At 73.8% G+C, this 20,305-nt stretch carries 14 protein-coding genes and 1 pseudogene; 6 read left to right on the top strand and 9 right to left on the bottom strand.

What is annotated here, in order from left to right; translation table 11 throughout:
- The coding region (locus AB7J25_RS07945; protein ID WP_428506629.1) for an AtuA-related protein at window positions 1-899 on the top strand (899 nt) is incomplete at its 5' end.
- A 600-nt stretch (window positions 900-1,499) separates the two neighbouring features.
- On the opposite strand, the gene AB7J25_RS07950 is transcribed toward AB7J25_RS07945, so the two are convergent.
- Entirely contained in the window at window positions 1,500-2,372 is an 873-nt protein-coding gene (locus tag AB7J25_RS07950) for a M48 family metallopeptidase (RefSeq protein ID WP_428506631.1), read from the bottom strand.
- Between the two features lie 149 nt (window positions 2,373-2,521).
- On the opposite strand from AB7J25_RS07950, the gene AB7J25_RS07955 reads away from it, so the two are divergent.
- Complete coding sequence (locus tag AB7J25_RS07955; RefSeq protein WP_428506633.1) at window positions 2,522-4,192, top strand: alpha/beta hydrolase; 1,671 nt, start codon at window positions 2,522-2,524, stop codon at window positions 4,190-4,192.
- 9 nt (window positions 4,193-4,201) lie between these two features.
- Here AB7J25_RS07955 and AB7J25_RS07960 read toward each other — a convergent pair whose 3' ends face one another.
- Both AB7J25_RS07960 and AB7J25_RS07965 read right to left on the bottom strand, forming a co-directional pair.
- Window positions 4,202-4,795: a hypothetical protein gene (locus tag AB7J25_RS07960; protein ID WP_428506635.1), complete on the bottom strand. Its 594-nt coding sequence runs from the start codon at window positions 4,793-4,795 to the stop codon at window positions 4,202-4,204.
- Window positions 4,796-4,831: 36 nt separating this feature from the next.
- Window positions 4,832-5,236, bottom strand: coding sequence for a group I truncated hemoglobin (locus tag AB7J25_RS07965; RefSeq protein ID WP_428506637.1), 405 nt, complete (start codon window positions 5,234-5,236; stop codon window positions 4,832-4,834).
- Window positions 5,237-5,359: 123 nt separating this feature from the next.
- On the opposite strand from AB7J25_RS07965, the gene AB7J25_RS07970 reads away from it, so the two are divergent.
- Window positions 5,360-5,830: a MarR family winged helix-turn-helix transcriptional regulator gene (locus AB7J25_RS07970; protein WP_428506639.1), complete on the top strand. Its 471-nt coding sequence runs from the start codon at window positions 5,360-5,362 to the stop codon at window positions 5,828-5,830.
- A gap of 28 nt (window positions 5,831-5,858) precedes the next feature.
- Here AB7J25_RS07970 and AB7J25_RS07975 read toward each other — a convergent pair whose 3' ends face one another.
- From AB7J25_RS07975 to AB7J25_RS07990, 4 genes are all read right to left on the bottom strand, one after another.
- The gene (locus AB7J25_RS07975; protein WP_428506641.1) at window positions 5,859-6,464 is read right to left on the bottom strand and encodes a potassium channel family protein; all 606 of its coding nucleotides are present in this window, start codon (window positions 6,462-6,464) and stop codon (window positions 5,859-5,861) included.
- Between the two features lie 108 nt (window positions 6,465-6,572).
- Window positions 6,573-8,348 carry a SulP family inorganic anion transporter gene (locus AB7J25_RS07980; RefSeq protein ID WP_428506643.1) on the bottom strand — a complete coding sequence of 592 codons (1,776 nt, stop codon included), beginning with the start codon at window positions 8,346-8,348 and terminating at the stop codon, window positions 6,573-6,575.
- Entirely contained in the window at window positions 8,345-11,122 is a 2,778-nt protein-coding gene (locus AB7J25_RS07985) for a cation-translocating P-type ATPase (protein WP_428506645.1), read from the bottom strand. The genes AB7J25_RS07980 and AB7J25_RS07985 overlap by 4 nt, the downstream gene beginning before the upstream one ends.
- Before the next feature lie 48 nt (window positions 11,123-11,170).
- Entirely contained in the window at window positions 11,171-12,148 is a 978-nt protein-coding gene (locus tag AB7J25_RS07990) for a PPK2 family polyphosphate kinase (protein ID WP_428506647.1), read from the bottom strand.
- Window positions 12,149-12,343: 195 nt separating this feature from the next.
- On the opposite strand from AB7J25_RS07990, the gene AB7J25_RS07995 reads away from it, so the two are divergent.
- Window positions 12,344-13,756: a hypothetical protein gene (locus AB7J25_RS07995; protein ID WP_428506649.1), complete on the top strand. Its 1,413-nt coding sequence runs from the start codon at window positions 12,344-12,346 to the stop codon at window positions 13,754-13,756.
- Window positions 13,757-13,857: 101 nt separating this feature from the next.
- On the opposite strand, the pseudogene glgC reads toward AB7J25_RS07995, so the two are convergent.
- Window positions 13,858-15,006: pseudogene (gene glgC / locus AB7J25_RS08000) on the bottom strand (glucose-1-phosphate adenylyltransferase); the annotation flags it as partial.
- 103 nt (window positions 15,007-15,109) lie between these two features.
- Here glgC and AB7J25_RS08005 point away from each other — a divergent pair.
- Window positions 15,110-16,195 carry a hypothetical protein gene (locus AB7J25_RS08005; RefSeq protein ID WP_428506651.1) on the top strand — a complete coding sequence of 362 codons (1,086 nt, stop codon included), beginning with the start codon at window positions 15,110-15,112 and terminating at the stop codon, window positions 16,193-16,195.
- Window positions 16,192-17,445 carry an MFS transporter gene (locus AB7J25_RS08010; RefSeq protein WP_428506653.1) on the top strand — a complete coding sequence of 418 codons (1,254 nt, stop codon included), beginning with the start codon at window positions 16,192-16,194 and terminating at the stop codon, window positions 17,443-17,445. The genes AB7J25_RS08005 and AB7J25_RS08010 overlap by 4 nt, the downstream gene beginning before the upstream one ends.
- 25 nt (window positions 17,446-17,470) lie before the next feature.
- Here AB7J25_RS08010 and AB7J25_RS08015 read toward each other — a convergent pair whose 3' ends face one another.
- The gene (locus tag AB7J25_RS08015) at window positions 17,471-20,155 is read right to left on the bottom strand and encodes a LuxR C-terminal-related transcriptional regulator (RefSeq protein ID WP_428506655.1); all 2,685 of its coding nucleotides are present in this window, start codon (window positions 20,153-20,155) and stop codon (window positions 17,471-17,473) included.
- Window positions 20,156-20,305: the final 150 nt, after the last annotated feature.

Below are 20,305 nucleotides of genomic sequence, written 5' to 3' on the forward strand. Positions count from 1 at the left end.
GGCCCGCGGCGGTGCCACGGTCGGCGGTCGAGCACGCCGTGGTGCTGCCCGGCGGGGAGCGGCGGGTGATCGGGGATCCGCCGACGGTTGCTTCGGACGTTCCGGTCGGCGGGGGTGCTCCGGTTGCTCCGGTCGCCGCGGTTGCCTCGAACGTTTCGGTTGCTCCGGTTGCTCCGGTTGCCGCGGTCGCTTCGGACGTTCCGGTCGCTTCGGTTGCCGCGGTCGCTTCGGACGTTCCGGTCGCTTCGGTTGCTCCGGTTGCTCCGGTTGCTCCGGTTGCTCCGGTTGCTTCGGACGTTCCGGTTGCTCCGGCGGCGGCTGTCGACCCGGCGGTGGCCGTGGGCCCGTCCGGGCGTTCGGACCCGGCGCGCCCTGGCGTGCAGGGCAGGGTCCGCGGTGCGCCCGGTGTTCTGCAGGACGGCGGCCCTGCTCCGGTCCCACCGGAGCAGGGCCGCCTTACCCCGGCGCGCCCGGCCGATGGCGGCCTGCCCCCGGCCGCGCCCGGGCACGGCGGCCCATCCCCTGCTACCCCGCCGCGCACCGTCCGCGTCCCCCTCGGCCGGCTCTGCGGTGCGCGCTCCGGTGACAAGGGCGGCGACGCCAACGTCGGCGTCTGGGCCCGCACCGACGCCGGGTTCGCGTGGCTGCGGGGCTTCCTCACCGCCGAGACGGCCCGGGCGCTGCTCGGCCCCGAGGCCGCGGACCTCGCGATCGACGTCTATCCGCTCCCGAACCTGCGCGCGGTCAACGTGGTCGTGCGCGGCCTCCTCGGCGACGGCGTCGCCTCCGCCACCCGCCCGGACCCGCAGGCGAAGGGCCTGGGCGAGTACCTGCGCAGCCGGGTCGTCGACGTGCCGGCAGAGCTGGTCGCCGACGGCGCACCGGGGCCACTCGCCTGAGGCGCCCCGCCCCCGCCGCGCCCGCCCGTCCCCGCCCCGGCGGGCCTCGCCCACGCCGCCGGCGCCCGCCGCGCCCGCCCGCGCCCGCCGGTCCTGTCCCGCCCCGCCCGTCCCCGTCCCGCGCCCGCCGGAACATATGTGCGGGCGGTGGCACACATCCCCGCGTGCTGGCACACAGTGTCGACGGTGTGTGTAAGCGCCACGGGGTCTGTGCGAACGCCGACGGGTTGGCCCGCTGCCGCCCCGCGCCCGCCCGTCCTCGCCCGGTCCGCCGTGTTGGCCGCGCCCGCCCACCCCCCGCGGAACATATGTGCGGGTGGTGGCACACATCCCCGGGTGGCGGCACACAGTGTCGACGGTGTGTGCGAGCACCGCGGGGTGTGTGCCAGCGCCGCGGGGTGTGTGCCAGCGCCGTGGGGTGTGTGCCAGCGCTGCGGGGGCGTATGCGAGCACCGTGGGGTGTGTGCCAGCGCCGTGGGGGTGTGTGCCAACCCAGTGCGCACCCCGACATCCGCGCCACCGGGCCCCGCGCCCGCCGCGGTGCGCCGGCGAGCCCCGCGGGACAACCGCGAGCGGTCCCCGGTGATCCGGCGGAACCGGTCAGCCCCGCCGCGTCGGTGCGGGGTCCCTGCTCGGCGCCCCGGCCCGCAGCAGCCCGAGCACGAACAGCCGTTCCAGCCTGCGGACCGTGAAGGGGTGCGACCGGGGCAGCTGGGCGAGGCCGACCCAGAAGCCCCGCAGCTCGGTGCCCTGTTTCAGCAGCTGGGCGACGTCGACGTCGGTCTCGGTGTAGCGGCCCGAGGCGAGCAGGACGAGCCCGGTGGCGCCGTCCGGGGACAGGTGGGCGCCGTGCCGGTCGCACGAGTACTCGCGCAGCCGCGAGAGCGTCGGCCCGAGGATCGGGATCAGCTCGGAGTAGGCCACGGAGATCTGGTACCAGAGCGCGACGTGGTGCAGCCGGATGTGGCCCAGCTCGTGGCCGAGGATGAACCGCAGGCCCTCGCGGTTGCCGTCCTGCAGATTGGCGAAGAGCTCGTTGGAGATCACCACGTAGTCGTGGCCGGTCGCCTGGGCGGCGAACGCGTTGAGGGTGCCGTTGCCGTTGGCCAGGTACAGGTCGGGACGCCTGCGCAGCCCGAGCGCGGTCGCGAACGCCTCCGCGGTCCGGTACAGGTCCGGGTACTGGCGCTGCGACAGCTGGACCGCGGTGCCGCGGGTGGCGGCGCGCTGCGTCTCGCGCACGACGATCAGCCCGGGGATGAACAGCAGCAGCCCGATGAGGGCGCCGCGGATCGCGTCGGCCACGCCCGAGTCCTGCAGCTGCTCGGGCAGGAACGGCACGTCGTACGCCGCGCGCACGATCGCGGCCACGATCACGATGTTCAGGACCACCATGAAGACGAAGAACGGCATCTCCGCCGGGTGCCGAAGCGCCCGGGGCGGCGGCGCGGCGACCAGCTCGTGACGCGACATCGGAGCTCCGTTCGACGGGGCCGGGGATTGACTCGCCGGGAACGTACCGATCACCCTGCCCGGACGAGAAGCACCGCGGCCCGCCAGGCCAGACTCGCGCGCGTCGGGCGCGGCAGGAGGCAGACATCGACACGAGGGATCACCTCGCCGTGGCGGAGCACCCGGATGCCGTCGCCACGCCACCAGCGGCACGCCATCGCTGGTGGTACTGCTCGCCTCCCGGCCTCTGGGTGGCGGTGATCGCGGTCTGCCTGTCGCTCACCCCGTCACTCCTGCCGCGCAGCGGGCTCATCCAGGGTCTCGTGTGCGGCATCGCGGCCGCCATCGGCTACGGCCTCGGAGTCGTCGGGGCATGGGCCTGGCGCGCGATCGCCGACCGGGACGCGCGCACGCCGCAGCCCCGCACGTGGTGGCTGCTCGCCGCCGTCGGCGGTGTGGCGCTCGTCGGGTCGCTGCTGCTCGGGCGCCACTGGCAGGGCCAGATCCGCGCGCTGATGGGCGTGCCGCCGGACAGCCCGGTCGCGCTGGTCGTCGTGCCGGTCGTCGCGCTCGTCACGTTCGCCGCCCTGCTCGGGATCTCCCGCGGTCTGCGGCGGGTCTACCGGTGGCTCGCCCGCCTGCTCGGCCGCTGGATCGGCCCGCGGGCCGCCAGGGCGCTCGGCTGGGCGGTGGTCGTGGTGGGCACGGCGCTGCTGTTCAGCGGGGTCGTGCTCGACGGTCTCGTCGCGGCCGCCGACCAGGCGTTCTCCGTGCGCAACGCGGGCTCCGACGACGGGATCGCCCGCCCCGACGCGCCCGAGCGGGCCGGGTCGCCGTCGTCGATGGTGGCGTGGGAGTCGCTGGGCCGCGAGGGGCGCAACTTCAGCGCCAAGGGCCCGACGCCCGCGGAGATCACCGCGTTCACCGGTGCCCCGGCGCCGACGCCGATCCGGGCATATGCCGGTCTGGAGTCCGCCGACTCGGCCGAGGAGCGGGCCCAGCTCGCCGTCGCCGACCTGGAACGGGCGGGCGGGTTCACCCGAGGCACGCTGGTGGTGATCACCACCACCGGATCGGGCTGGATCGACCCGGCCGCGATCGACTCGCTGGAGTACATCACCGGCGGGGACAGCGCCGCGGTCACGATCCAGTACTCCTACCTCCCGTCCTGGATCTCCTACCTCGTCGACCAGGACCGGGCCCGCGAAGCGGGGCGCGCTCTGTTCGACGCGGTGTACGACCGCTGGACCGACCTCCCGGTGGGCAGCAGGCCGCGGCTGCTCGTCGCGGGCGAGAGCCTCGGCTCGTTCGGCGCCGAGACCGCGTTCAGCGGCGAGCACGACCTGAGCAACCGGACCGACGGCGTCGTCTTCACCGGCCCGCCCAACTTCAACACCCTCTACCGCGAGTTCGTCGACGGCCGCGAGCCCGGCACCCCGGAGATCGCGCCGATCTACCGCGACGGGCGCACGGTCCGCTTCAGCCGCGACGCGGTGTCGCCCATCGCGTCCGCCGGGCAGCCGTGGGACGGTTCCCGGGTCCTCTACGTGCAGCACCCGTCGGATCCCATCGTCTGGTGGAGCCCGCAGCTGATCCTGAACCGGCCGGACTGGCTCACCGAGCCCCGGGGCGACGACGTCCTCGACGCCGTGGTGTGGATCCCGCTGCTGACGTTCTGGCAGGTCACCGCGGACCTGCCGTTCGCGGTCGGGGTCCCGCCCGGGCACGGGCACGTCTACGTCCCGGAGTACGTCGACGCGTGGGCGACCGTCCTGCAGCCGCCGGGGTGGATCCCGCAACGGGCCGAACAGCTCAAGCCGCTGATCTCCTACACCGGGTGAGCGCCGATCTCAGTGCAGTGACAGCTTCAGCAGGATGACGACGACGCCGAGCGCCGCGCTGGCCGCACCCCAGCCGATCGCGCCCCCGCGTGACGTCCCCGCCCGGCGGGCCGCCACGTGGCCCAGCCCGCCGAGTAGGAGGGTGGCCGTGATCAGGGCGGCGAGGACGCCGACCTGCAGGTCGTCGATGAGGAGGACGACGACGATCAGCACGACCAGGGGCGTGTAGGCCGCCTCGATCATCGGGCGGCCGTGGCGCAGGGTGTCGAGGCCCGTTCGCAGCCGCCCGCTGCGGGCCACGGCGGACAGCACGCTGGCGTAACGCTCCGCCGCCCAGTAGACGAGGATCGTGACCAGCACCGTCACCACGACCTGGCCGAGCGTTCCGTGCAGGCTCGCGGCGGCCATCGCCGCGGCGCCCACGACGGTGCCGTGGATCGCGTGGGCGAGCTCGCCGTCGTCCGCCCAGTCCCGATGCTGCCAGCGCAGCAGCCGCGTCAGCCTGCCGACCCGTCGGGGCGGGCTCGGCTCCGTCTCCGGGCTCCGCCCGCCCTCAGCCGCCACGATCGCCACGGTCACGGTGTCGAGCGACGTGCGCACCACCCACCGCGGGTGAGGCGGCCGCCTGCCTGCTCGCCGTCACGCGGGCGTCGTCGAGCGGTCAGCGCCGGTCACCTGGGCACGGTAGCTCTCGATGATGTCCATGAACTCCTTGTGCTCGGCGTCGGGCACGCCGAGGAAGCTCAGAGTGGCGGCGACCTCCAGGGCGACCGCGTCGAACCCGTGGTCGTCGATGTTCAGCGTCTCGTGGACCTCCACCATGTCCCGGCCGGGGTAGCACTTCGGCCCGCCGGCGGCCTCGATCGACCACGCCGTGACCAGGAACTTGTAGCCCGGCGCGTTGGCGGGGTTCCCGTGATGCTCGTGCACCGCCGGGTTGGCGTTGACCGCGACGTTGGCGAAGAGCCGGTCGACGAGGACGTCGACGGCGCCCGCGATGGCGTAGGTACCGCCGAGCCGCTCGTAGAGGGATTGATCGCTCATGGTGGTGGACCTCCGGCGGACCGCCGTTCGGGTGTGATCTGCGCCACCCTTCCTGGGCATCGCGGCCTAGTCAATAGCGCGCGATTCGATCGCACACACAGGACAGTGGCCGTAGGGTGAGGCATGGCGTACCGCTCCCAGTCGGCCTTCACCCTCGACGAGCAGCTCTGCTTCGCGCTCCACAGTGCGTCGCGGGCCATGACCGGCGCCTACCGCGACGGGCTCGACCGCCTCGGCCTCACCTACACGCAGTACGTCGTGCTGTTGGTGTTGTGGGAGCACCACTCCCTGCCCATGAACCAGCTCGGTGAGCGGTTGCACCTCGACAGCGCGACGCTGTCCCCGCTGCTCAAGCGGCTGGCCCGGCAACAGTTGGTCACCCGGAGGCGATCACCGCACGACGAGCGGATCGTCGAGATCACCTGCACCGCCGCCGGTCACGAACTGCGCGACCGCGCGCGCGCCGTCCAGGTCGAGGTGGAACGCCACACCGGGCTGTCGGGCCGCGAGCTCGCGGCGATGCGTGCCGACCTGCACCGGTTGGCCGCACGGCTGCGCTCCCGCCCGCTGGTCGGCCACGCCCAGGAGGCCTGAGCACGGGCAGGCGTCCGCAGCGGGGCGCTCAGCCGGCGGGGTCGGCCGTGCCGGGCCGTTGCTGCGGCGGTGTCACCCGCCCTGTCGCGAGCCCCGAGGCCCGCGCGGCGTCCGACCGGTCCTCGGCGATCTTCGCGGCCCCGAACAGGAGTTTGGCCACGACGCCGACGGCGAGCAGGCCGATGACCATCTGCGTCATCACGATGACGCGCGCCGCCTCGGTCACCGGGGTGATGTCGCCGAAGCCGATCGTGGAGAACACGGTCATCGTGAAGTAGAGGGCGTCGGTGTGGCCGAGTGGCTCGCTGAAGTTCGCCGGGTCGTCCACCGACATGACGGTGTACACCGACGAGTAGAGCAGCAGGAGGAATGGCAGCCCCACCGCGATCGTCGACGCCGCCTGCAGCTTCGGGGTCCGCGATCGCAGGATCGACTGCACCTGCCACGCCAGGGCCAGGGCCAGGGCCACCAGCCCGGCGAGGAACCACGTCACGATCCAGGCGTCGATCCGATGCTCCAGCGGCGTCCGGTAGTAGACGACCACCATGAGCACCGTGGACAGCAGCGATCGCGCCATCACGGCCACGACCTGGCGCCGGACCGGCCCGCCGAAGGGTGTGAAGTCGACTCCCACCGTGGTTCCCCCTCGGTCTCTCGTCCGGCCGGGGCAGTGTCGGCGGCCGCCGGGGCGGCGGGCTCACCCGCGGGAGGCGAAAGCCGCGCGCCCGGGTCCGCGTCGCGATCAGGGGCGCCCGTCCTGCAGGTCCGGCTCACCCTGCACGGCGGGCCGCCAGTCCTCGCCGGTCGCGGCGCGGAACGCCGCGACGGCCGCGTCGACGGTGGGGAAGAAGTGCGACGGATCGATCGTGCGGGTCAGCTCGTAGCGGTCGATCTTGCGGCGCACCGGGTCCTTCAGCTCCGCGAACACGAGGTGCACTCCGCGCTCGTTGAGCGCGGTGTCGAGGTCGTGGAGCATGTCGGCGGCGGTCGTGTCGACGTCCGTGATCGGCTCGGCCGCGATGATCACCCAGTTCGGCGGCGGGTCGGCCGACGCGAGTGCGGTCACGCGCTCGCGGAAGGTCCGGGTGTTGGCGAAGAACAGCGGCGCGTCGAAGCGGAAGATCACGCAGCCGGGGAGCCGCTCGGCGTCGGGGTAGCTGCGGACGTCGTGGAAGCCGGGCACGCCCTGCGCCCGCCCGAGGACGGTCTGGTACGGCCACCACGCACGGCGGAACACGTTGCCGATCGACAGCACCACCGCGACCGCGATGCCCGGGAGCACGCCGAGCCCGACCACGCCGAGGAACGCCGCGATCGACAGCCAGAACTCGGAGCGCCGGATGCGGTAGAGCCGGGCCGTCCCCGGGAGGTCGCTCAGCGAGAACGAGGCCGCGATGACGACCGCGGCGAGGGTGGGCTGGGGGAGGTCGCGCAGGAGCCCGGGGGCGAACAGCAGGATCAGCGTGATCGCCACCGCCCCGACCAGCCCGGTGAGCTGCGTCTTCGCCCCGGCCTGCTCGGCCACGGCGGTGCGCGAGCCGCTCGTGCTGACCGGGAAGCCCTGGAAGAAGCCCGCGCCGATGTTCGCCGCGCCGATCGCGGTCATCTCGCGGCCGCCGTCGACCGTCCGGCCGGCGCGGGCGGCGAACGACGAGGCCGTCGAGATGGTGTCGGCCAGCGCGACCACGGCGATGCCCACGGCCCCCGCGAGGAGCAGGGCGAGGTCCGAGAGCCCGACGAACGGGATCGTGAGCGGCGGGAAGCCCTGCGGCAGCTCGCCGACGAGGTCGACCCCGCGCTCGCCCAGGCCGAACACGACGGCGGCGACGATGGACAGGACGACGACCACGAGTACGGCGGGGACCTTCGGCAGCATCCGCGTGAGCAGGAGGATCAGCACCAGCCCGAGCCCACCGACGGCCAACGCGGCCGGGATCGTCTCGCCCGCCGCGACGCCGCCGACGAAGCCCACGACCTCGCCGAGGAAGCTGTCGGCGTCCACGGAGAACCCGAAGAGCTTGGGCAGCTGGCCCACCAGGATGGTGACGGCCAGGCCGTTCATGTAGCCGATCATCGTCGGCTTGGAGATCAGGTCGGCGACGAAGCCGAACCCGCCGACCCCGGCGAGCACCATGATCAGGCCGGTCAGGATGGCCAGCGCCGAGGCGAGGACCACCGCGCGGGCCGGGTCGCCGTCCGCTGCCGCGAGCGGCAGGATGGTGGCCGCGATCATCGGGCCGAGCGAGGAGTCCGGGCCGAGCACGAGGATGCGGGACGGCCCGAAGATCGCGTACCCGACCAGGCACAGGATCGACGTGTAGAGGCCCGTGATCGGGGGCAGCCCGGCCAGCTGCGCGTACGCCATGCCCTGCGGGACCAGCAGGGCGGTGAGGACCAGCCCGGCGACGAGGTCCTTGGGCAGCCAGCGCGCCTTGTAGGCCATCAGCCCGGCCAGGCCGGGGGCCACCGTGGCGAGCCGGCCGAACCGTCCCGTGGCCGGGTCCGGCCGCCCGGTCACGACGCCGCGGCCGGTACTGCGGCCGGTGTCTCGGGCGGTGCGGCGGGCCGGGCGGGGTGCCGCGCGGCGATCGTCATGCGCACGATCAGCTTGCCCAGCTCCCATAGGATGAGCAGGGCGATCGCCGGGACCATCGCCCACAGGAACTGCGCCGCGTTGATGTCCACCGTGCCCAGCAGGCGGTGGAACAGGTCCATCTGCGTGACGAGCACCGCGAGTGCGAACTCGCCCAGAATGGCCCAGTTCATCTGCTTGCTGTCGAAGGTGGCCGTGGTCAGCACCGTCCCGGTCGCGCTGCGGCACTCCAGCGCCGCGATGATCAGGCACAGCGCGAACGAGGTGAACGCCACCGACTGGCCGATCTGCTCGTCACCGAAGAACGTCGTGCCGGCGACGATCAGCCCGAGCAGGCAGATGCTGATGAACAGGCCGGTGAGCACGACGGTGACGATCAGGTCGGTGGTCAGCACCGACTGGCCCCGCGGCCGCGGGCGCAGCCGCATGAGCCCGGGGGTCTCCCGGTCGAACCCGAGCGCGGCGCCGAACGCGGCGTTGACGAAGAAGTGGATCCAGAGCACCTGCGCCGGGTTGAACGGTTCGCCGCCCGCGATGCCGAACAGGCTCGCGCCGAGGAAGGTCAGCACGAACACGACGAGCAGCAGCAGCACGAACCGGATGTACTTGGTGAGGTTGTCGTAGATCTTGCGGCCCTGCTCGACGGCGTAGACGATCGTCGCGAAGTTGTCGTCGGAGAGGATCATGCGGCCCGCGTTCTTGGCCACGTCGGTCCCCGAGCCCATCGCGATGCCGATGTCCGCCGCCTTGATCGCGGGGGCGTCGTTGACGCCGTCACCGGTCATGGCGACGACGTCGCCCCGGCGCTTGAGCGTGTCGACCAGCATCACCTTGTGCTCCGGGGCGACCCGGCCGACCACGCCGATCTCGTCGATGCGGGCCAGCCGTACGTGCTCGGGCAGGGCGGCGAAGTCCGCGCCCAGGATGGCCTTGCCCGGGATGCCGAGCTGCTCGGCGATCGCCGCGCCCGTCGTGACGTCGTCGCCGGTGACCATCCGCACCCGGATGTGCGCCGCCTGCGCGGCGGCCACGGCGGCCTTGGACTCCGCGCGCGGCGGATCGACCATGCCGACCAGGCTGGTCAGCTCGATCCCGTCGACCAGCGCGAGCAGGTCGCCGTCGGCGTCGAACTGCTCCGCGGGGACGTCCCGCACCGCCGCCGCCATGACCCGCCGACCGGCGCGTCCCATCCGTTCGACGTGCTCGTTCATCTGCTCCTGCACGTCCCCGCTCCAGCCCACCGCACCGGACTCGGTCAGCGCGGTGGCCGCGCGCGCCATCACGGCGGGCGCCGCCCCCTTGACGAAGCACCGGACCACGGCCCGGCCGTCGGCGTCGGTGGTGGAGTGGAACGTGGCCATCAGCTTGTAGATCGGGTCGAACGGCAGCGTCGCCAGCCGGGGCAGCCGCTCGCGGGTGGCCTCGACGTCCAGCCCGGCCTTGTGCCCGAGCACGAGCAGCGCGCCCTCGGTGGGATCGCCGACGACCCGGCCGTCCACCAGCCGGGCGTCGCTCGCCACGACGTAGGGCAGGATCGCGTCCTCGATCGAGGGCGCGGACCCCGCGGCGTGGTGGACCCTCCCCTCGAGGTCGTAGCCGGTGCCCGAGACCGTGTAGCGGTCCGCCGCCGTGACCACCTCGACGGCGGTCATCTGGTTCATCGTGAGGGTGCCGGTCTTGTCGGAGTTGATCGCCGAGGTGAAGGCGAGCGTCTCGACCGAAGGGAGCTCCTTGACGATGGCGTTGCGCCGGGCCAGCTCGACGCTGCCGACCGAGAGGATCCACTGGGTCACCGTCGGCAGCGCCTCGGGGATGGCCGCGATGGCCAGCGCGACCGCGCTGATGAACAGCACGTCCCAGGCCTCACCCCGGCTGCGTCCGAGGACGAACATCACCACCATCGTCAGCCCGGCGGCGGCGGCGATCCAGAGCGTGAGGCGGTCCAGCTCCCGGGTGAGCGGCGACTTCTCCCGCGTCGTGGCCGAGAGCATCGCGGAGATCTTGCCCAGCTCGGTGTTCGCGCCGGTCCCGGTGACGATCATCGTGCCGCTGCCGTGCGTCACCGGCGTGTGCATGAAGGCCATGTTGACCTGGTCGCCGGGGGCGAGGTCGCGACCGTCGAGGGTGCGCACCTCCTTGTCCGCGGGGGTGCTCTCCCCGGTGAGGGCGGACTCGTCGATCTGCAGCGCGGCGGCCTGCACGAGCCGGCCGTCCGCTGGCACCTGGTCGCCCGCGGAGAGCAGCACGATGTCGCCGACGACGGCGTCCTCGGCCGGGATCTCCTGGTCGGTGCCGTCGCGGCGCACCCGCGCCGTCGCCTTCATCATCGACTTGAGCGCGTTCATCGCGCTCTCGGCCTTGCCCTCCTGGCGCAGGCCGATCACGGCGTTGAGCAACGTCAGCGCGACGAGCAGGATGGCGGTGCCCCACTCGCCGACCACGGCCGAGACCACCGCCGCCGCGAGCAGGATGATCTGCATGTAGCTGCGGTACTGGTCGAGGAAGCGCTGCCAGCCGGGCTTGGCCTTCTCCTCGGGCAGCGCGTTCGGCCCGTTGGCGCGCAGCCGGTCGGCCACCGTGGCCGACGTCAACCCCTCCGCGGGGTCGACGGCGAGCGCCTGCGCCGTCTCCTCGGGGGAGCGCGTGTACCACGCCCTGTCCCGCCTGCCCGTCACCTGCTCCGTCCGGTCGGTCTGCACCGCCCGCCTCCTCCTCCGCCCTGCCGCCGTGCCCGGTAGCTCGTCGCGCTACCCCTTCTTCGACTTCGTGCCCTTCGGGGACTCGTGCTCGACCTTCGCGAGGTACGGGTCGGCGGCCGCGCCCTCGGGGGCCTCGGCCATGAGCTCGCGCCGGATGTCCGCGAGGCCACTGCGGGTCTCCTCGCTCACCTGCGGGTACTTCGGGTCGATGTCCATCAGCGTGTGCGCGATGATGGCCGCCGCGCAGATGCGGGCGAACCACTTGCGGTCCGCGGGAATCACGTACCAGGGCGCCCAGTGGGTGCTCGTCGCGGAGAGCATCTCGGAGAAGGCATCCTGGTAGTCGTCCCAGTGCGCGCGCTCGTGGACGTCCGCGTCGGAGAACTTCCAGTTGTGGTCGGGGAGGTCGAGCCGCCGGAGGAAGCGGGTCCGCTGCTGCTCCTTGGACAGGTTGAGGAAGAGTTTCACCATCCGGAAGCCGTTCTCGCTGAGGTACCGCTCCCAGTTGTTGATCTCCTGGTAGCGGCGCTTCCAGAGGTGTCGGCGGCTGCCGCGGGGCAGTTTCTGGCGATCCAGGTGCTCCGGGTGCACCCGCACGACGAGGACCTCCTCGTAGTGCGACCGGTTGAAGATCGCGATGTCGCCGCGGGCCGGGAGCCGCTGGGCGTAGCGCCACAGGTAGTCGTGGTCGAGCTCCTCGGACGAGGGGACCTTGAAGCTCGAGACGTGCACGCCCTGGGGGTTCACCCCGCTCATGACGTGGCGGATCGTGCCGTCCTTGCCGCCTGCGTCCAGCGCCTGCAGGCACACGAGCAGGCCGTAGGTGTCCTGGGCCGCGAGGCGGGCCTGGTAGTCGGCGAGCAGGGCGATGCCGGTGGTGAGCAGCTCGACGCCGTCGCGCTTGCGCGGGACCATCTCCGACCGGAAGGCGGGGTCGAAGTCGTGGGCGAGACGTACCTTGTGCCCCGGACGCACCCGCAGCGGCTCGATGAACTCCGCGATGCGCGCTGCGCGCTCGTCGGGCATTCTCCCGCCTCCTCCGCAGTGCCTCCCGTGTGCACCGGCCGACCGCCCCGCCGATCGGGCACGGCGCATCAGGGTGGGACCGCCGGTGTGCGAGCCACATCACCTGCCCGGGGTGACCCGTCTTCACCTCCCGCGGGCGATGCCGCGGGCCCGTTCGGGCGGCAACCTGCAACATCCACGAGGGTGGGAGGCGCGATGCCGGAACAGGCAGGGCAGCCGGTCGCCGCAGCGGCACCGGACGTGCTCGACGCGAGCGAACGCGACGAGCTGACGCGGCTGCGCGCCGAGGTCGAGGCGCTGCGGGCGGCCGGGCCGCCACCGCCGAGCCCGCGCCCGCGCCGCCATATCCGCTGGGCGTCGGTCGGTTCCGCGATCCTGCTCGTGCTCGGTGTGCTGGCGGTTCCGGTGTCGGTGATCGCGGTATGGGCGCACACGCAGGTCACCGACACCGACGAGTTCGTCGCCACGGTCAGCCCCGTGTTCTCCGAACCCTCGGTGCAGCAGGCTGTCGGCGAGCGCATCACGAACGAGGTGTTCACTCGCATCGACGTCGAGCAGATCGTGAACGAGACCGTGGACGCGCTCGCCGCCCAGGGCCTGCCACCGGTGCTGGTCGAGCGGCTCCGCGCGCTGAGCGGCCCGATCGCCGACGGAGCGCGCGGGTTCGTCGAGGGCCGGGTCGACGCGCTGGTCGCGAGCCCGCAGTTCATCTCAGCGGCCGAGCGTGCCCTGACGGTGTCGCACGAGCAGCTGAACACCGTGCTCTCGGGCAACTCACAGGCGATCACGGTGCAGGGCGGGAGCGCCGTGCTCGACCTCGCGCCGTTCATCGACGCCGCCAAGCAGCAGCTCGTGGCATCCGGCTTCGAGCTCGCGGGCCGGATACCCGAGGTGCACCCGACGATCGACCTCTTCCCGGCGAGCACCCTCGTGCGGGCGCAGTCGGCCTACGCCGCGCTCGAGACGCTCGCCGACTGGCTGCCGTGGATCACCCTGCTCCTGCTCGCCGGCGGGGTCATGGCGGCCCGCCGCAAGCGCCGCGCGCTGATCGGCGTGGGCATCGGGCTGATGGCCGTCATGGTCGTGCTGGCCGTGGCCCTCCTGGTGGCGCGCGGCGTGCTGGTCGGAGCCGTGGCGCAGCAGGCGGCGGTGCCCACCGCGGCCGCGTTCGACATCGTCGTCCGGTTCCTGCGGGTCGCGATCCGGACGCTGTTCGTCGTCGGGCTCGTCGTCGCGGTGGGGGCGTGGCTCTCCGGCCCGTCGTCCGCGGCCGTGCAGGTCCGGTCGACGGCCGCCCGCGGGGTCGCCGCACTGCGCCGCGGAGCGATCGCGACCCGGCTGGCGCAGGGACCGGTCGGACCCTGGGTGCACGACCACCGCGGCCTGCTGCGGGTCGTCGTCGTCGTGATCGGCGTGCTGCTGCTGCTCTTCCTCAACCGCCCGACCGGGCTCGACGTCCTCGGCATCGCCATCGTCGTCGTCGTGCTGCTCGGCGTGGTCGAGTTCCTCGACCAGCCGGGCGCACCCCCCGTAGATGCGGAGGCGGCCGTGCCCGCCGGATCGACCGGCACGGGGGATGGCGGCGAGGTGGCCGCCCGCGCACCCTGAGCTGGACGACTGGAGGCGGAGTGGACGAGACGGCGGCGAGCGGGGCGACCGGTGCAGGACCCGGGACGGTCCTGCTGGGGGCGGCACTCGTCGCGGCCGAGGCGGGATGGCGCGACCCCCAGCTCGACGCCCTCGCCGATCACGACGTTCTTGTCGAGGATCGCGTCGCGGACGACGGCGTGGCGGCCGATGTCGGTGGAGTGCATGACGACGCAGCGCTGCACGCTCGCCCAGCTGTGCACGAACGCTCCGGGGGAGAGCACGGACTCGCGTACCGTCGCCCCGGAGACGATCACGCCGTTGGAGACGACGCTGTTCAACGCGCGCCCGACGCGGTCGCCGTCGTCGTGGACGAACTTCGCGGGCGGCCGGGACGGGATGTGGGTGAGGATGGGCCACCGGTCGTTGTAGAGGTCGAACGCCGGCACCACCGCGCACAGGTCCATGTGGGCCTCGAAGTAGGAGTCGAGCGTCCCGACGTCACGCCAGTAGCGCGCGGCACCCGACGGCTCGCCCGGAACCCGGTTGGCCTGGAAGTCGTAGACCTGCGCTGCGGACTGCTCGACCAGCATCGGGACGATGTCGCCGCCCATGTCGTGCAGGCTGGCGTCGTTGCGGGCGTCGGTGTGCAGGGCGTCGAGCAGGGCCTCGGTGGTGAAGACGTAGTTGCCCATCGAGGCGTACGTCTCGTCGGGCCGCCCCGGCAGCCCGGGCGGGTCGGCGGGCTTCTCCAGGAAGGCCTCGATGCGCTGCCCGTCGGGCGCGGTCTGGATGACGCCGAACGCCGTGGCCTCCGTGCGCGGGACGGGGATCCCGGCGACCGTGACGCCCGCGCCGCCGTCGAGGTGCTGGCGCCACATCTGGCGGGGATCCATGCGGTACACGTGGTCGGCGCCGAACACGACGACGAGGTCCGGCCGCTCGTCGTTGATCAGGTTGAGCGACTGGTAGATCGCGTCGGCCGAACCGGTGAACCAGCGCGGGCCCAGCCGCTGCTGCGCGGGCACCGGGGTGACGTAGTTGCCGAGCAGGTTCGACAGCCGCCACGTCGTGGTGATGTGGCGGTCCAGGCTGTGGCTCTTGTACTGGGTGAGCACGGCGATCTGGTAGGTGCCCGCGTTCACGAGGTTGGACAGCGCGAAGTCGACGAGCCGGTACAGCCCGCCGAAGGGCACCGCGGGCTTGGCCCGGTCGTCGGTGAGCGGCGCCAGCCGCTTCCCGGCCCCTCCGGCGAGCACGATTCCGAGGATCTTCGGGTCCGGCACGGCGCCCTCCTGCCCCTGTCGATGACATGCGGTATCGATGACATGCTGTGACGACATCGAACACCCGGCAGAGGTAGCGTGCCCAGCCATGGCGAAGATCACGGCTCCGGCCGAGAGTGTGATGCTCGGCCACGGGTACTACAGCCGCCATTCCCAGCCGCAGCGGGCGGCCGCCCGGGCGGCGGATGCGCGGCTGATCGCGGCGGCTACCGCCGTCCCGATCGCGTCGCCGGTGCTCGTCGGGGACTTCGGGTGTGCGGGCGGGGCGAACGAGATGGCCCCGATCGCCGCGGCGATCGACGCGCTGCGCGCCCGGGACGCGGACGTCCCGATCGAGGTCGCCCACACCGACCTCCCGGAGAACGACTTCGCCCCGCTGCTGCTCCTGCTGTCCGGGCCGGACGGCTACCCGGCCGGGCGTACGGGCATCTACCCCTACGTCGTCGGCCGGACCCTCTACGGACCGCTCTTCCCCGACGACCGCCTCCACCTGGGCTGGAGCGCGATCACGCTGCACTGGCTGAGCGACGTCCCCCTGGACGTGCCCGGTCAGGTGTACGCCAACCTGCTGCCCGAAGGTCCGGCGCGCGAGGCGTTCCGGCGGCGCGCCGCGCAGGACTGGGAGACCTTCCTGCACGAGCGCGCCCGCGAGCTCGTCGACCACGGCGAGCTGGTCCTCGTGGCCGGCGCGTCCGAGCCGGACGGGACGTCGGGCGCGGAGGGGCTGTTCACGATGATCGGCGCTCAGCTCGACGCGATGGTGGCGGACGGGACGCTGCGGAAGGCCGAGTCGGACCGGATCTTCTACCCGACCTGGAACCGCACCCCGGACGAGTGGCGCGCGCCCGTCGACGCCGCCGGGTACGACCTGCTCGACGAGGAGCTCTCGGCCACCGACGACGCCGCCACCTACGGCGGCCCGGACGGCCGTATCGGCGACACGACCGCCGACCGGGAGGCGTTCGCAGAGCGCTACCTGCCGTTCGTGCGCGCGATCACCGAGCGGCCGTTCTTCCGTTGGCTCGACACCGACCGCACCCCCGCGGACCGGGCGGCCGTCGTGGCCGCGTTCTACGACGGCCTGCAGGGGCGGATCGCGGCCGATCCGGCCGCTGCGGCGTGCCGCTGGCACGTGGTGTCGCTGCGGCTGCGGCGCCGCCCGCGCACCGGATGACCCGGCCGGTCCCCGCCCGCCCCTCCGGTGGTTGGCGCGGGCTGGACCGCAGGCAGCGCGGGGTCCTCGGCTGCACGATCGCCGCGAACGCCGTCGTGTTCTTCGACCAGACGGCCGTGACGGTCGCGCTGCCCTCGATCGGCCGCGACCTGGGCGGCGACGCGCTCGTGCTGCCCTGGGTGGTGACGTCCTACCTCGCCGCGCTCGCCATGTTCATGGTCGTCGCGGGCCGCGTGGCGGACCGGTTCGGCCGCCGCCGCACCTTCCTCGCGGGTCTCGCGCTGTTCGCCGCGGGATCGGTGCTGTGCGCGAGCGCGCCGAGCATCGGCCTGCTCGTGGCCGCCCGGTTCGTCCAGGGTGTGGGCGGGGCGATCGTGGCGCCGTTGGCGCTCAGCAACACCACGCGGGCCGTCGCGGACGCGCAGCGCGGCTGGGCGATCGGCATGTTCGCGGCGGGCGGGACGGCGCTCCTGGTGTTCGGCCCGCTCCTGGCCGGGCTGCTCCTGGAGGTGGCGAGCTGGCGCTGGGTCTTCCTCGTCACGCTCCCGGTGCTCCTGGCGGCCTGGATCGTGGGCAGGCGCTGCATCACGCCCTCGCGCGGCGCGGCCGACGCGCCGGGGACGTCGTGGGCCACCCTGCGCGACCCGCTGCTGCTCGCCTCGCTCGCGGCGCTGTTCGCGATCGAGTTCGCCGTCTTCGGCGCGACCGTCCCGCTCACCCTGTACCTGCAGCACGGCCTCGAGCAGAGTGCCGTCACCGCGGGTGTGCTGATCGCGCTCGCGGGCATCGGCACGCCGTTGCTGTCCGTGACCGCGGGACGCGTCTCGGACCGCCGCGGACCGCGCACGCTCGTCGTGGGCGGCCTCGTCCTCGCCGCCGCCGGCCTGGCGCTGCTCGCGCTGCTCGCCCCGATCGGCGGGGTGGCGCCCCTGATCCCCGGGCTGGCGGCGTTCGCGCTCGCCCGGCCCGCCGTGTTCACCCCCGCGGGGACGGGCCCGTTCCTCGCCCTGGGCGACGGGCAGCGGGCGTTCGCCGCGAGCCTCGGGACGGAGGCCCGCCAGTGCGGCGCCGTGCTGGGCGCCGCCGTAGCGGGTGCCGTCTTCGCCGAGGTGAACGGGCCCGCGCTGGTCGACGGCGACGTGACGCAGGTGGCCGGGTTCGTCGCCTCGGTGGTCGTGGCGGCGGTGGTGTGCGCGGCGGCGGGGGCCGCGGCCTGGCGGTGGTTGCCGCGGACGTCCACACCGTCCTGACCGGACCGGGAGCTCGACGGGTGGCTCAGGTGCGCACCCGGGCGACGGTGGTGGCGAGTTCCACCCGCGAGCGCAGCCCCAGCTTGCGCAGGCTGTGCGAGACGTGGGTCTGCACCGTGCGCGGGGAGAGGTAGAGCCGAGCGGCGATCTGGGGGCTCGTCATGCCCTGGCCGACCAGCTCCGCGACCTTCAGCTCGGTGGGGGTGAGGCTGTTCCAGCCCGTGGCGGGGCGGCGCCTGCGCCCGGTGGCGCCCAGCCGGACGGCGTGGGTGCGCAGCCGGGCGGTGAGCCGCCGCTCGTGGGTGACGGCGCCGAGCACCTGCGCGAGCCCGGCGCAGCGGGCAGCGCACCGCCGGGCTCGCTCCGGATCGCGGCGGGCGGCTGCGGCCACCGCGGCCTCCTCCCATGCGCCCAGCTCGCCGACGATGTTGCCCCGGGCCTGGAATGCGGAGGCGGCGGCCATCGCCAGGTCGGGGTCGCGCTCGGCCGTGGCACGGACCAGATCCGCCGCCGGTGCGAGCGTGGGCATCTCGCGCAGCGGCGCCCGCGCGGTGTCGGCGGCCACCCGCTGCAGCAGCTCCTCGTCGCCCGCGAGGAGCGCGATCCGGGCGATGTCCGGCCCGGCGTGCGGTGCCCAGAGCGCCCGCCCACCCGCGAGCGGCGACGACCAGGCACGCCGGGCCGCCGCAACGACATCCGTCGCGTCCCCCTGCGCCTCGCCGAGCAGGATCTCGCCGAACGCCACGAGCGGGAGCCCGAACTGCTCGGGCAGCCCCCGGACCTTCCAGCGGTCGATCTCCGCCGCCGCCGCGTCCAGCTCGCCGCGCCTGCTGCGGATGGCCACGACCAGCCCGATCGGGCGGGACAGCCACCCGGTGCCGGTGACGGCGGCGGCCTCGATGCCGCTCTCGAGCTCGGCGACGGCGTCGTCCCAGCGGCCTGCGACGTAGTCGATCCCGGCCGCCGCGAACAGATGCAGCGGCATCAGCCAGCCGTGCCCCCGCTGCTGCGCGCGGCGGCGGGCGTCGAGCGAGCGGCGCGCGGCCGGCTCGACCCCCTCGGCGTAGAGCGAGATCCACGCGGGGAACACCGGGGCGCCCGCACCGTCCGACCAGGCCGGGGAGCCACGCGCCTCCCGCGCCCGCACGGCCTCGTCGGCCAGCTCCAGCGCGGCGACGCACCGGCCGGCCAGGAACAGCTCCATCGCCGCCGGCAGCAGCCCCGCCCCGGTCCGCGCCACAGGGACACCGTCGCCGACGGGTTCGCGCCCGCCCAGCAGGACCACCCAGCGGCGCAGGTCCGCCAACGCCTGCCGGGCCGACGCCGGGAGGTCGCGGGCGAGCATGGCGTCGATGTCGGTGAGTGCGCCGCCGATATCGGCGAGGCTGACGGTCTGGTGCAGTGCGAGCCTGCCCAGCTCGACCCGGACGGCCGGATCGGTGGTCCGGGCCATCCACTGCCGCGCGACACGGTCCGCCTCCGCCATCCGCCCCGCCGCGGCGAGCGCGCCCGTGCGGGCGACGGCGATCGCGTCGGCCAGCTCGCCGCTGCCGGCGCGGGCCGCCGCCTCCTCCAGCAGGTCCGCGGCCTGCGCGGGGGCGTGGGCGAGATCAGCCGTGGCGACCTGCAGGGCCACGGCCGGATCGGCCGGGTCCTCCGCGCCCGCCGCCTGCTGCATGACCTGCGGCGAGATGGCTCCGCTCGCCCGCAGCTCCTGTGCGCAGGCGGCGTGCAGCATCCGGCGCAACGGCGGGTCCAGGTCGGCGTAGAGCACCTCACGGTAGAGGTCGTGGCGAAACGCCAGCAGCTCGTCGGCCGTCCACGCCGCCACTCCCGAGGTGACCGCCGCCTGCACCGGCCCCAGGAGTGCCGCCGGCTTCGTCCCGGTGACGGCGGCGAGCTGCTCCGGGCTCGCCTGCCGCCCCCACACCGCGAGCACCTGCAGCAGGTCCCGGGCGGGTGGGTCGAGCAGGGCCAGGTGCGCTCGGGCGGCGGCCTGCACGCTCTCCGGCGGGTCCGCGGGCAGCGCAGACGCGTCCAGCAGCCCGTCGGTGACGGCCAGCAGGCCGCGACGCTGCAGGTCGTCCAGCAGGGCACGCACGTGGAAGGGGTTCCCGCCGGTCACCTGCAGCAGCGGGAGCAGGCCCGGGCCGGGGGGTGCGCCGTAGCGCGCCGCCACCAGCGCGTCCAGGGCGGGCCCGGCCAGGCCGGCGAGGTCGACGACGGCGACGTCCGGCCGGGCGGCGAGGACCGTGAGCGCCTCGCGCAGCGGCAGCGGGCGGCGGGCCAGGAGCAGCGACAGCGGCAGGACGCGGGTCATCCCGGCGAGCACGCCCAGCATCGCCAGGGAGTCGCCGTCGGCGAGGTGCAGGTCGTCGGCGCAGAGCAGGGCGGGCCCGTCGGCGCACAACCCCTCCGCGGCCTCGACGACCCGGTCCGCGGTGTCCGGCCGCGGGGGATAGCCGACGTCCACTCCGACGAGGCCCGCGAGCAGGCCGAACGGGCGGCTGCGGCTCATCCCGTCGGCCTCGACCCGGTGCGTCCGCACACCCTCGGTGGCGAGCCGCCCGGCGACCAGCTCGATCGTCGTGGACTTGCCGATCCCGGGCAGGCCGGTGAGCAGGACGGTCCCGGCCCCTCGCGGGCGCCACAGCGCCTCGACCACCCGCTCGACCACCGGATCTCCGCCCCGGGTGGCCTGGGTCCCCATTCGTGTGAGGCTATCCGTGGTCCGCTGCGGTGACCGCGATGTGCGTACGAAACATGCGTGATGTGGCGGATGTTCCGGCCGGGGCTCGGCGGGACCGTCAGGTCATGCCGGTCACGCAGATGCCCCACGAGGCCCATCGCGGGGTGGCGC

The sequence above is a fragment of the Pseudonocardia sp. genome, from assembly GCF_050246655.1.
Taxonomy (GTDB): domain Bacteria; phylum Actinomycetota; class Actinomycetes; order Mycobacteriales; family Pseudonocardiaceae; genus Pseudonocardia.